Source organism: Paenibacillus sp. W4I10 (assembly GCF_030816325.1).
Lineage (GTDB): Bacteria > Bacillota > Bacilli > Paenibacillales > Paenibacillaceae > Paenibacillus > Paenibacillus amylolyticus_B.
This window is the reverse complement of the sequence record NZ_JAUSXX010000001.1, coordinates 6,457,628-6,469,767: the sequence shown is the minus strand read 5'-3', so window position 1 is coordinate 6,469,767 and position 12,140 is coordinate 6,457,628. Positions and strand designations below refer to the sequence as shown.

Genomic DNA, 12,140 nt, shown 5'->3' with positions numbered 1-12,140 from the left:
GTTGAATCACAAAGACTTGGAAGGATGAAAAGAATGAATCCACTGGCTGAACAGTTGAACGAAAGTATTCAGACAGGCAGCAGTCACGTCTACTCCATGCTGTCACAGCTTGGCAAAGAAATTTATTTTCCTAAAGAGGGGATTTTGAGTCAATCTGCTGAAGCAGCAAGCTTGGCCAAGACCCATAATGCCACGATTGGTATCGCCCTGGAGGGTGGTGTGCCGATGCATCTTCAGGTTATTCAGGAGAAGCTCTCTGCATTCCAGCCAAAGGATCTGTATCCTTACGCTCCACCTGCAGGCAAACCTGAATTGCGGACCGTCTGGAGAGACAAGATGCTGAAGGAAACGCCTTCCCTGAAAGGCAAAACGTTTGGCAATCCAATAGTAACCAATGCATTAACCCATGGACTAAGTATCGTAGCCGACCTGTTCGCCGATGAAGGGGACGCTGTCATATATCCGGATAAAAACTGGGAAAATTACGAGCTGACCTTCGGAATTCGTCGTCATGGCCAGTTAGTTCATTATCCCCTGTTCGATGATCAGTTGAACTTCAACAGTGATGGTCTGCTTCAGGCTTTGCTTGATCAAAAGGACAAAGGTAAAGCGATCGTCCTGCTCAACTTCCCGAATAACCCAACAGGTTATACGCCTGGAGCGGAAGAAGCAGATGCAATTGTGAACACGATTCTTCAGGCAGCTGAAGCCGGCGTTAACGTGGTTGCTGTAACAGATGATGCCTACTTCGGACTGTTCTTCGAAGATTCCATTCATGAATCCCTGTTTGGCAAACTTGCCAACATTCATCCACGTGTGTTGACTGTAAAAGTGGATGGTGCAACCAAGGAGGAGTTCGTATGGGGCTTCCGCGTTGGATTCATTACGTATGCTCATGAAGATGCAGCCGTTCTGCATGCATTGGAGCAAAAAACACTCGGTATTATCCGGGCAACAATCTCCAGTGGCCCGCATCCTTCCCAGACTTTTGTACTGGATGCGCTCAAAGCACCGGAGTTTGAAGCACAGAAACAGGAGAAATTCGAGATTATGAAAGGCCGCGCCAATAAGGTAAAAGCCATTCTCGATAGCGGCAAGTATGGAGATGCATGGGACTATTATCCGTTCAACTCCGGTTACTTCATGTGCCTGAAGCTGAAAGAAGTTGGCGCTGAAGAACTTCGAAGCCATTTGCTGCACAAATACGGTGTGGGTACAATTGCGCTGGGTGAATCAGATCTGCGAATCGCCTTCTCCTGTATTGAAGAATCCGGATTGGAAGATCTGTATGAAACCATCTATCGTGGAGTTCAGGATCTGCGGACGACTTAGTTAAAACAGACAGTAGCGAATTAACGCAATTTCAATAGTTCAGGGGAAAGAGGATCATGTCTGAACCCTGAATGATATAAGAACCCTCTGTATGCCGGGACGACGTTACATGTCTCCGAATATACAGAGGGTTCTTTTGGTGTTTTACAACTCACCAGATATCACTTACCACACCGGGACAGCTGCCCAAAAGCTCGAATTTCTAGCTTTACCGGGCATCGGCCCAATCAGCCTAACCCCAAGGCACATAATATACGATGTACGCAAGGGCGTGCCAAACAACCACTTGAAAGGGGAATGACCATGTCTGGAGTTGAAGATACAAGAGGCGGTTATGGATGCGGCGGTTACGGAGGATTTACTAACACAGGTGCTATTCTCGTTCTGTTCATCTTGCTCGTGATCATCACTAAATCGTTCCTCTGTTAGTACCAAAACACACTTGCGCGAGAACCAAGTGATCTGATTGCATGATTCCATTACAGCACAAAGAAGGGTATACCGGGATACAGCCCGGCATACCCTTCTTTTGTTATCTTTTGTACCTCTCACTGATGAACCCAATGTAATAATCCAAGTTGGTCAGGTGTCCGATCGATTGTTTACTCGTCTTCTTCTTCCTTCAACCACTTGTTACCTTGCGAACGCCGCATAATTACAATTACCAGTATGCCCAATACGAGTGCCACTCCGGTGATGCTTAGTCCGCTCACTCCAGCAACTAACATAGGCAGCCACATGAGTAATGCAGCCAATGCGTGCAGATGGAATATGAATCCCAACACCTGAGAACGACGACTTTCTCCCGAGATCGGATAGATCATAATCCAGAACGATTCACTATGACTGCGACGCAGCGCACCAAGTTGTACACCTGCAAGCAACAGGAAGAACAGATACACCCCGACACCAAAGTAGCTGCCTGCTGTCCACCAGGATAGTAACATGCCCAGTACAATTAGACGTAACACAATCGAGAACACTTCAGTTCGAATAAACGTTTTGGTTATTAAGTAACGGTAAGCTTTTCCCGCGTTCCAGGGAAGACCGCTCCCCAATTTGCTAAGCCAGCGACGCGAACTTACTTTCTGTCCGGATGAAGGCACATCCACGAACCAGCCGAGCGTCCGCATAACCCTGCCAGCCTGCCCCTGCTCCACCTGAATCAGACGTTCCCACGCCACCCGATGTTTTACCGGGATACGCAAGGCGACTATGTAGACGACAGCCAGCAACAACAGGAACCATACGCTTCGCTGTGGTGGTTGCCATAACCAGGCGCCAACCGCCAGTACAGCCAGTGCCCATCGCAAGAGACGGTATCCTCTTGATGCCCCGACCTGAACCATTCTTAGCTCTTGCCATGCTCCATAACTGGACAGCCCTTTCCACAGCAGCAGGAATACGATGAACCAGCCAAATGGCCGTGCATCCAGATCTGCTCTGACATAGAGAGGCCACAGTGTAACAAACACAAGCAGTAGGCCCAGACTTTTATAGATGATGCCCCGGGCAAAGCTGTTCTTCAAATATTCCTGCATCCGGTATTCCTGTGGCCGCAGGAATACAATATCTGCTGGAAGCAGATATGTACGATAACTGCTAAACAGCACCAGTGGCGCCAGCAGTAGCAATGCAATCCAGCGAATCGGAAATTCCGCCGGAATGTTCTGGACAAACGATGTATACCAGGCGGAGAACGCAATGACGAGAAATAAAAAGACCATAGCTACACCGCTCTGGATCACATAACCCAGATAAGGAAGAATTCCGTTCCAGAATCCTGTGCGTCTTTGCTTCCATAGCAGCTTGAGATCCATACTCAATCCCTGCCTTGTACGAGGGAATAGAACATGTGCTCCAGCGTGGCATCCGATTCCCCGTATTGGGAGCGCAGTTCATTCAGCGTCCCTTGAGCAATAACCTGTCCACGGTGCAGTACGATAAACCGGTCACAGTAATTTTCAATCGTGGACAGAATGTGTGAACTGAGCAGGATGGATGATCCCGAAGCTTTCATCTCCAGCATAAAATCAAGCAAGGAGCGAATACCGAGCGGGTCCAGCCCCAGGAAAGGCTCATCAATGATGTACAGTGGTGGTCCGGCCACAAAAGCACACATGATCATGACCTTTTGCCGCATACCCTTGGACAGGTGAGTCGACAGACTTGTACTTTTTTCATTCATACGGAATAATTGCAGCAATTTCTCCGTACGTTGCTTGAAGTCAGCCTCTGACACATTGTACGCTCTTGCCGTAAACTCTAGGTGCTCCATTACCGTCATCTCATCATACAGTTCAGGGGATTCCGGTACAAATGCCATCGCTGATTGGTAGATCTGCGCATCCTCGTCCCGCTTCTTGCCCATCACTCGCACTTCACCCTGTTGAGGGGTCATCAAGCCGAGAATATGTTTCATGGTAGTACTTTTGCCAGCACCGTTTAATCCGATCAGTCCGACCATCTCACCACGTCCGACTTCCAGATCGATACCGTGAAGGACCGGCCGTTTGGCACTATAACCTCCGCTTAACCCGCTGATTTGCAGAACAGGCGATTGAACGTTTTCCATCTATCCCTGCACCCCTTTCGTCAGATTCTATTCTTCGGAGCGTGGCGTTTTGTCTTTGCTCCACTTGGGTGCTCCTTTGTTTTTACGATCCTGGTCGCGCTCCGTACGGCCTGTATTGCCAGTTGGTTTGCTACCTGCTGGACGCGAATTGGAGATTGTAGCTCTGGTTCCCCCATTACGATTGCCCTGACCTGGTTTGCGATCTCTGGATTGTCCTGGTTTTCTGGAGAACGAATGTCCCTCAGGCCGCGTGTCCGGACGCGGGTCAGCCTCCAGTACTTTACCGCCAAAGAGTACACGTTCTGACAGTTCAATTCCGAGTTCGCGTGCGAATTTACGCATAATAAAGATCTGTGTTTCATCCACAATGGACAAAACGATACCCGAACGTCCCATCCGGCCTGTACGACCTGCACGGTGAACATAGTGCTCCGAGTCAAAGGCAGGATCATAGTTAATGACCATTGGCAAGCCTTCGATATCCAGTCCTCTGGCAGCCACTTCGCTGGCAATCAGCAACTGAAGTTTGCCATTACGGAAGGCAGACAATACGTTACTGCGGGTCACTTTGTCAGCATCTCCATACAGCGCAGCAGCGGACAAGCCCAGATGATTCATTTTTGCTTCAACTTCACCAATATCTTCGGTTGCATTCACAAATACGATTGCCCGATCCGGATTGTACTGTCTAACCAGACGACGCAGCATGTCAATTTTGTTGCGGTTTTCTTCTACAAAATAATAATGCTCAAGGCCCGCAGCTGTAGCTCGATCCGGTTCAATTCCGATCTGAACAGGCTCTTTCATCTCACGCTTTGCGAGTCCAGCTGTATGCTCATCAATGGTTGCTGAGAGGAAGATCAGCTGACGGTCCCGCAATGCGCTCTTGAGTACAAAGTTCACGTCACTTACACCGCCAAGCTGGAACACTTGGTCCGCTTCGTCGATAACAATCGTAGAGACGTTGTGCATTTTCAGTTTTTTGAGTGTAATCAATTCCTTCAGTCGTCCCGGTGTACCCACAACTAATTGCGGATGCTCACGCAACTTCTCGATCTGACGTTTAGCCGCTGCGCCACCAATCAGACCCAATACGCCGATCTTACGTTCTTCCGCATAACGCTGCGCTTCACGTACAATTTGCATCGCCAGCTCTTGCGTAGGTGCAATAATGAGTTTCTGCGTACCTTTGATATCCATTTTGATGGATTGTAACAGTGGCAACAGATATGCCAGCGTTTTTCCTGTTCCTGTCTGGGATTTGGATACGACATCCCGGCCTTCCAAAATAACCGGGATCGTCTGAGCCTGTACAGGTGAAGGTTCGTTAATGCCATGTTTCGCCAAAACGGCCTCCAGATCCTGTTCCACGCCAATTGAAGCAAATGTTTGATTCGTCATGTATGTCCATCCTTTTAATTTATTCATTTTGATGCTAGCCCTGCTTGTATTTACTAAAACCGAAGCCTGTCATCACATTACCTTTCATTATATGCGAAAAAAGCCCGTGTACCAAATCTTATTCCAGAATTGTATGTATACACGCCAAAAAAAAGAAAAGCCCCTCGGCGGAGCCTTTCTTTCATTCCGTATATGATGCCTCTTATCACATTTACTTCTGATTCATTACACCGTGCGACAATCGATCTGCAAGACGAGGAAATAGCTGGTACAGCCATATGCCAGCAGAAGCAAGTCTTGGCAGATTCACTTCTTCCTTGCGCTTTTTCATCGCCCGAACCATATGACCCGCAACGTCTTCCGGTTTCAACATCATCCAACGTACATTATTCACATAATTGCCAGATGGGTCAGCCCGTTGGAAAAATGGTGTATCAATCGGACCTGGATTAATCGTTGTCACCATGACGCCAGTCTTGCGAAGCTCTTGACGCAGCGCATTGCTAAATCCGAGTACAGCGTGTTTCGTAGCTGTATAGGAAGCGGATTTGGCCGTACCGATTTTGCCAGCCATGGAGGCCACGTTCACAATCTGACCTTTGCCACGTTCCAGCATTTGTGGAAGCACTGCTTTGGTGCAGCGGACAATGCCCATGTAATTAACGTCCATCATCTCATCGAATTCCTGTACAGACATCTCTGTCATCGCTGCGAATTTCCCGTAACCTGCGTTGTTCAGCAAAATGTCGATTCGTCCGTATTTATGCAATATCGCATCCACAGCTGCCTGAACCTGCTCACTATCCGTAACATCAAGTGTGAGTAATTCATGCTGCCCTTTCAGCGAGGCACCAATCTCTTCCAGCTTGTCCCGCGAACGGGCAGCCAGAATCGGGATGGCTCCTTCTTCTATCAGCATCTGCGCACACAGCGCACCGATACCACTCGATGCACCTGTGATAAACACTACCTGATCTTTCAGCATCCGTGATGTCCTCCCGTATTGAACACATATTGCCTCTTGAGGCGTATGGTTCTATTCTACGAGATCATGACCTGAATATCCATCTCACCAATGCCGTCCATCAACAAAGGAATGCTCAGTGCTTTCGTTGCACTAAATGTAGTCAGATGTTCGGACTTCATCACTTGTGGAGGTGTAATATCGACAACAACACCTTGGTTTGACAGGATGGTGCTGGCATTACCACTGATCATATTACCCAGTTCCGAAATCGCACTTTTGCTCATTTCATCCATTTCTGTAATGACAAAACCACCCATCATCGCAGATACAATTTTCAATGCAACTTGTTCATTGATTCCAAATACAATGTTTCCGCTAAGTTGTCCGGTCATTCCGATCACGATCCAGACATGGTCTGCAATGTACTCTACATTTTTCACGCCAAGACTCCCGGTGGAAGGCGAAACCTGGATGAGCTGTTCAAATACGTTCCGTGCCGATTCCAGGAAAGGATTAATCACTTCCGCTTTCACTGTCTATGTCCCCCTCACACTGGGTTATTGGTCACACACCAAAAGTCCCATATTCATTAAATTTATTATACTTTATCACGTACAAGAATTCATTAAGAATTCGTTAAATCATGTGTACTATAATTTATCGTCATCCATAGGGCAAATGTTTATAGCTGATTCTAGTGAATAAACAGAGCTTTTTACTTCTTTTGAAGAAAGCTTTTTGTTCATTGTGCGTGGCAAAAGGCATTTAGGACTTTATTACTGCTTCTCACAACTGTTAAAAAAATCAAATTCTTGTATTCGCGTTTTTTTCACAGTCTCTTGAACTACTTTTGATCATGACAATTGCCTTCATTGCTCTGCTGTCCTGAATCACCTATAATTTAAGATAACGGAACAATAACCAGTTACGGGATTTCGTCGCACCAAACACTACATAATCAAGATACTTTGCCTGCAAGGAGGTCACCTATGAACATAAGCCAACTGGAGACACTAATTACCATTTCCAAAACGATGAGCTTCCGCAAAGCGGGAGAACTTCTGAACCTGACCCAGCCTGCCGTCTCGGCCCAGATCAAAAGTCTGGAGGACGAATTCAGCACCGTTCTTGTGGACCGGAACCAACCCGTTACCCTTACAGACCGTGGACAGGTATTTCTGGAGCACGCTGAACGGATGCTCGACATCGTCGATGAGTTGAAACAAAAATTGTCCGATCTTGATGAAACGCCTCAGGGACGTATCGTGTTAGGCACAACAACTTCCATTGCTATTCAGATCTTGCCAAGGGTGTTATCTTATTTCCAAGATCAATTCCCGCTGATCAAAACCAGTATCCAATCCCTTCCGTCATCACAGATCTATACCCAGGTCGAAAATGGCCTAGTTGATATTGGTATCGGTTATCTCACGGAGCGTAATCCCAACCTGAATACATCTGTGCTGTACTATGACACATTTGAACTCGTGGTATCTCCTTCCCATCCGCTGGCTAAGAAAAAACATGCTGCAGTGGATGTGCTCCGGAGTACACCATTGATTCTGCTGTCCCCTGATACAGTAGGCCGACGGTTTACGGAAACCATCTTCAAGAAACATAATATTGAACCTAATATTGTAATGGAATTATCCAGCAGCGAAGAAGTGAAACGGATGGTCGAGATTGATCTCGGAGCAGCTGTCATCTCCAAACAATCTGTTGCGCATGAGTTGCGTCAAGGTACATTGCGTATGATACCCTTAAGTGAGCTGGAGGTCAGTCACCCTGTTGGTGTCATCTATAAGTCCAGTCGTTACCTCAACTCAGCGATGCAGCAATTTATAAGTGACCTCAAAGGCATGCCGGAAACCCAATTCATCAGTTCAGAATGACAATGAGCCATGAGAAAGGAAGGATTCCATATGAAATTTGATCTTCATACACATCATTTTCGTTGTGGTCACGCAGACGGCAACATCCGCGATTATATAGAGGCAGGTATTAAGGCAGGACTTCAGGCCATCGGTATCTCGGATCATACGCCATACTTTGGCAGTGAGCTTGAGCAGGCATTTCCCCGGATCGCAATGGGTAAGTCTGAATTGCAGCATTATGTGAAAGAAGTCCTTGCTTTGAAAGAAGAGTACGCTGGTAAAATCGATGTGCTGCTCGGCATTGAATCCGACTACTTCCCTGCTTATGCAGAATTGTACCGTACCACACTGGGACAGTATCCTTTTGACTATATTATTGGTTCAGTTCATCATACTGAGGATGTAAGTATCTTCAACAAAACCCGATGGAACGGACTGAGCATTGCTCGCAAAGTTGAAGTGAAAGAAAGCTATTATTCATTGATCCGGCAATCGGCTCGCAGCGGTATGTTCCAGATCCTTGGACACATTGATGCGATGAAAGGAAACTATCCACCTTTCTCCGAAATTATCGCTGATCAGGCCATTGATGAAACGTTGCAGGTCATTGCAGAATCCAACGTAGCGATCGAAATTAACACATCTGGCAAAACCAAACTCAGCGGTGGATGGTACCCGTCAGATGCCATTCTGGAACGGGCCCATCATTATGGAGTGAAGGTGACATTTGGATCGGACGCTCATAAACCACAGCGGGTGGCAGACGAGCTGGATGACGTTCGTACACGTCTCAAGGAGATCGGATTCACCGACTGGGTGTATTTCAAAGAGAAACAGATGCAGGTTGTGTCACTGTAAAAAATATAGAACCACAGAGAAACCCCACAGCGTGAACAAGCGCGTTGTGGGGCTTTTAGGTTTAATTCTAAATTAAAAATATTATATAAGTTAAACTACATATTTACACGATAACGGAGGGGACAGAATAACTAGAAGAAACGAAGTGTTCGCCTAAAAGCTTTCTGAAAGAAAGCTGCATCGGAAGCATACGCTATCAACAGATTTTCCCTTTTCAAAAGGGAATCAAAAAATCTGGGGATAACAGCGATCGGAAGGTTATTCTGTCATCGGAGTGGCCAGTGTAAATACTCCACAGTTAACTTATATGGACAAAAAAATGAACCCGCTCGCGCGGGTCCCAACAGCATTATCTATTATCAAAAAGGGGGTCATGAGATAAGTTTACCCCCTGTCTGTTAGAGTTCAATTGCAGCTATATTTCAATTGTGTAACAAATGATTGAAGTTCGATTCATTCACGTTTGACTACTCTTACTCTATGTCATTACGGCTTGTCAGATACCAGGGTTTGCAGGTCTTTTTCCTGAAGCGGGCGGGCGTATTGTTCCCGGTACATACTGTACACTTTAACATCCATCAGGGATTCTGATCCCTCGTCATCCTCATCATGCAGTCCGAACGAGGGAAGACTCCGCTCATAGGACATCCCTATTTTGCTTAACACCCGTTGTGAAGATACATTGGCCTCATAACAACGTGCTTCCACCCTCCCCAGATGAAGATCGTCAAATCCAAACTGCAACAGCCGCTGTACCGCCTCGGTAGCCACCCCCCTGCCCCAACAGGACCTGTTCAGGATATAACCAATCTGTGCGGTACCATTCTGATCATTCCAGTGCTGGAATGAGGTGATCCCAATCACTTGTTCCTTGCCTCTCCAGCAGATCCCATAGTGTAACGAATCCAGCTTGGCGCTGCTGCTCCGTATCTGGTTCAATAACCGTCTCGCCCTGATTGGCGTGGGCTGGCTTCCCCTATTCACATATCTTATGACTTGAGGATCGGAGAAGAGTTCCGATAATGTGCTGTAATCACTTTGACGTAATGATCGCAGGACAAGACGCTCTGTCCACAAAGCCGGCAGACCTTGAACCAGCATTTTTCGGGTAAGCATGACAATCGCTCCTTTTGCCTAAACGGGCTCTAGTCCGGTAAGACAAGCATGCTCTGATGATGATCCGGCGTAATACCATTTGAACTGATCCACGAACTTTAGTATTCGCATTTTAGTATTAATATATTGCATCATTCAATTCCTCACGTTAAAAGGCCCAGATGCTGACTACTCCTGCAACCCGCGATAGATACCCGTACGAATCTCACGAATATAGAAATCCAATGCAGGAACATTCGCCGACTGTGCAACCTGTACTTCTCGCTCAATATCATAAGGCACCCGCACAAATTGTACATTGAACGGGGTATTGTTATCGTTGCTGTCTTCACCCTCCAGAATACAGTAGGAAGCTTGGGGAAGATCGAGTGGATTACCAACACTGCCTGCATTAAACAGTAACTTGCCGTTCATATACTGCAAGTATGCGTTATGCACATCCCCATAACCTACAACATCTGCAACACCTTGCTCAGGCTCATCAGCCGGAGGATCAAACATTGCCAACCTCTTTTCCATCGCGTCCCACGGCTGTACACGATGGTATACACTTTGAGGTGAAGCATGGACCAGACGGATGGTGCGACCGCTCAGTTGAAAATGATGACTGAAGGGTAGGCCCGCCAAGTACGCCAATCGTTCCTCACCCAGCCGTTCTGCTTGCCACGTGAAATTTTCGTTGTCTTGGTTAACCGCAACCAGTTCATCCCAATTGCCACGGATGACAAGTTCGCACGTTGCTCTCACCTGATCCACAACCTTTACCGGTTCTGGCCCCTTGCCCACGAGGTCACCAAGACAAAAGATTCGCTCCACGCCACGACTTCGGATATCTTCTAACACTGCTTCCCAGGCAGTCATGTTGCCATGAATGTCGGATACAATCGCAATTCTTTCCATCTGGATAACCTCCATTCATGTTGAATCCTTTATGTTTTTATATTCATCTTATATTCTTTTATGTGGTTGATCCTTTAAGCTCAAACACCGTTAATTCTGGTCTGCACAGAAAACGAATGGGCAGTTGAGTCATGCCAAAACCACGATTCACATACACAGGCATCTGAGTCTGGGTGGTGTAATATACCCCCTGGACATCCGTGTAATACAATCCTTGAACATACTTGTGTGAACCTCGCGGAGTTGTCAGTGCCCCGATCCAGGGAAAACGTACCTGTCCACCATGGCTATGACCGGAAAGTTGTAATCCGAAACCATAGGGAGTGGCAATGTCGGCATAATCCGGTTCATGCATAAGTAACAATTTCCACACATCATGATCCAATCCCTTAATGGCTTGGGCAGGATCAGGCCTGCCAGTAAGTGCGTCATCCAGACCAGCTATGGCCAGACGTTCGCCCCCTTGTTCAATCACCACATGTTCGTTCCGTAACAAAGTGAATCCAGCTTCACGGAACATGGTTGTCACTTCATTCTGCTGTCCGCCCCGATAATCATGATTCCCCAAAACCGCAAATTTGCCATACTTCGCTTGCATGGAGGCGAGTACCGGAATACATTCACGCATCGGCTCTGCTTCCCTCTCGACGATGTCTCCGGTAAAACAAATCAAGTCCGGTTGCTGCTCCTCAATCGTTGCTGCCAGCTTCTTCAGCTCTTTCACCCCGGTATGAAAACCAAGATGGGCATCGCTGAACTGAACGACACGCAAGCCGTCAAATGCCTTTGGAAACTTCGGAAGTTTCAGCTCCACTTGCTTGATCTCCAGACGACGCGGCTCCCAAAGCCAGGCATAACCTCCTGTGAGCAAACTGGCACCCGCTGTCATCAAAACCATGCGCAATAAGAAACTTCGGCGAGAGGGATCATGATCCTTTTCTTCCCCAGGAAACACAGACTCTTCTGCACCTGGTGCTTTGTGCGAGCGCTGGGACGGCGAGTTGTTGCTGCCCTGACGCGGTGTCTCTGCCATATCTCCCCCTCCTTCTACGCTCTTAATCCATCCCCTTAGTATATCATATTCTGCATGGGTAGCCCGGTTCCTCTGCTTCATTAC

Annotated in this window: 12 protein-coding genes; 4 read left to right on the top strand and 8 right to left on the bottom strand. The window is 47.2% G+C overall.

The features are described from left to right. Positions 1-33: 33 nt before the first annotated feature. Complete coding sequence (locus QF049_RS29025) at positions 34-1,332, top strand: aminotransferase class I/II-fold pyridoxal phosphate-dependent enzyme (protein WP_105601251.1); 1,299 nt, start codon at positions 34-36, stop codon at positions 1,330-1,332. 303 nt (positions 1,333-1,635) lie between these two features. Beyond that, positions 1,636-1,761 (top strand): YjcZ family sporulation protein, encoded by a 126-nt coding sequence (locus tag QF049_RS29020; RefSeq protein ID WP_206759599.1) that lies wholly within the window; start codon positions 1,636-1,638, stop codon positions 1,759-1,761. 173 nt (positions 1,762-1,934) lie between these two features. On the opposite strand, the gene QF049_RS29015 is transcribed toward QF049_RS29020, so the two are convergent. From QF049_RS29015 to QF049_RS28995, 5 genes are all read right to left on the bottom strand, one after another. Further along, positions 1,935-3,152, bottom strand: coding sequence for an ABC transporter permease (locus QF049_RS29015; protein ID WP_307542377.1), 1,218 nt, complete (start codon positions 3,150-3,152; stop codon positions 1,935-1,937). Positions 3,153-3,154: 2 nt separating this feature from the next. After that, positions 3,155-3,907 carry an ABC transporter ATP-binding protein gene (locus QF049_RS29010; RefSeq protein WP_307542376.1) on the bottom strand — a complete coding sequence of 251 codons (753 nt, stop codon included), beginning with the start codon at positions 3,905-3,907 and terminating at the stop codon, positions 3,155-3,157. A gap of 27 nt (positions 3,908-3,934) precedes the next feature. Next, positions 3,935-5,308, bottom strand: coding sequence for a DEAD/DEAH box helicase (locus tag QF049_RS29005; protein ID WP_047841268.1), 1,374 nt, complete (start codon positions 5,306-5,308; stop codon positions 3,935-3,937). A gap of 211 nt (positions 5,309-5,519) precedes the next feature. Continuing rightward, complete coding sequence (locus QF049_RS29000; protein ID WP_307542373.1) at positions 5,520-6,293, bottom strand: SDR family NAD(P)-dependent oxidoreductase; 774 nt, start codon at positions 6,291-6,293, stop codon at positions 5,520-5,522. Positions 6,294-6,349: 56 nt separating this feature from the next. After that, positions 6,350-6,808: a chemotaxis protein CheX gene (locus tag QF049_RS28995; protein ID WP_036605799.1), complete on the bottom strand. Its 459-nt coding sequence runs from the start codon at positions 6,806-6,808 to the stop codon at positions 6,350-6,352. 456 nt (positions 6,809-7,264) lie between these two features. Between QF049_RS28995 and QF049_RS28990 the strand changes: the two genes are divergently transcribed. Together QF049_RS28990 and QF049_RS28985 are read left to right on the top strand one after the other, a co-directional pair. Continuing rightward, entirely contained in the window at positions 7,265-8,167 is a 903-nt protein-coding gene (locus QF049_RS28990) for a LysR family transcriptional regulator (RefSeq protein ID WP_036605798.1), read from the top strand. A 30-nt stretch (positions 8,168-8,197) separates the two neighbouring features. After that, positions 8,198-9,007: a histidinol-phosphatase gene (locus tag QF049_RS28985; RefSeq protein WP_307542371.1), complete on the top strand. Its 810-nt coding sequence runs from the start codon at positions 8,198-8,200 to the stop codon at positions 9,005-9,007. A gap of 486 nt (positions 9,008-9,493) precedes the next feature. Here the strand turns inward: QF049_RS28985 and QF049_RS28980 are convergent, their stop codons facing one another. The 3 genes from QF049_RS28980 to QF049_RS28970 all read right to left on the bottom strand — a co-directional run bounded on the left by QF049_RS28980 (position 9,494) and on the right by QF049_RS28970 (position 12,056). Beyond that, positions 9,494-10,123, bottom strand: a complete 630-nt coding sequence (locus QF049_RS28980; protein WP_307542369.1) for a GNAT family N-acetyltransferase — start codon at positions 10,121-10,123, stop codon at positions 9,494-9,496. 168 nt (positions 10,124-10,291) lie between these two features. After that, positions 10,292-11,023, bottom strand: coding sequence for a metallophosphoesterase family protein (locus tag QF049_RS28975; RefSeq protein ID WP_307542367.1), 732 nt, complete (start codon positions 11,021-11,023; stop codon positions 10,292-10,294). Positions 11,024-11,081: 58 nt separating this feature from the next. After that, positions 11,082-12,056 carry a metallophosphoesterase gene (locus QF049_RS28970; protein WP_091037821.1) on the bottom strand — a complete coding sequence of 325 codons (975 nt, stop codon included), beginning with the start codon at positions 12,054-12,056 and terminating at the stop codon, positions 11,082-11,084. Between the last annotated feature and the right edge of the window lie 84 nt (positions 12,057-12,140).

Excerpts from the sequence above, each read along its gene's own strand:
- QF049_RS28975 (WP_307542367.1), bottom strand. The coding sequence starts at position 11,023 with ATGGAAAGAATTGCGATTGTATCCGACATTCATGGCAACATGACTGCC.
- QF049_RS29015 (WP_307542377.1), bottom strand. The coding sequence starts at position 3,152 with ATGGATCTCAAGCTGCTATGGAAGCAAAGACGCACAGGATTCTGGAAC.
- QF049_RS28980 (WP_307542369.1), bottom strand. The coding sequence starts at position 10,123 with ATGCTTACCCGAAAAATGCTGGTTCAAGGTCTGCCGGCTTTGTGGACA.
- QF049_RS29000 (WP_307542373.1), bottom strand. The coding sequence starts at position 6,293 with ATGCTGAAAGATCAGGTAGTGTTTATCACAGGTGCATCGAGTGGTATC.
- QF049_RS28990 (WP_036605798.1), top strand. The coding sequence starts at position 7,265 with ATGAACATAAGCCAACTGGAGACACTAATTACCATTTCCAAAACGATG.
- QF049_RS28970 (WP_091037821.1), bottom strand. The coding sequence starts at position 12,056 with ATGGCAGAGACACCGCGTCAGGGCAGCAACAACTCGCCGTCCCAGCGC.
- QF049_RS29010 (WP_307542376.1), bottom strand. The coding sequence starts at position 3,907 with ATGGAAAACGTTCAATCGCCTGTTCTGCAAATCAGCGGGTTAAGCGGA.
- QF049_RS29020 (WP_206759599.1), top strand. The coding sequence starts at position 1,636 with ATGTCTGGAGTTGAAGATACAAGAGGCGGTTATGGATGCGGCGGTTAC.
- QF049_RS28985 (WP_307542371.1), top strand. The coding sequence starts at position 8,198 with ATGAAATTTGATCTTCATACACATCATTTTCGTTGTGGTCACGCAGAC.
- QF049_RS29005 (WP_047841268.1), bottom strand. The coding sequence starts at position 5,308 with ATGACGAATCAAACATTTGCTTCAATTGGCGTGGAACAGGATCTGGAG.
- QF049_RS29025 (WP_105601251.1), top strand. The coding sequence starts at position 34 with ATGAATCCACTGGCTGAACAGTTGAACGAAAGTATTCAGACAGGCAGC.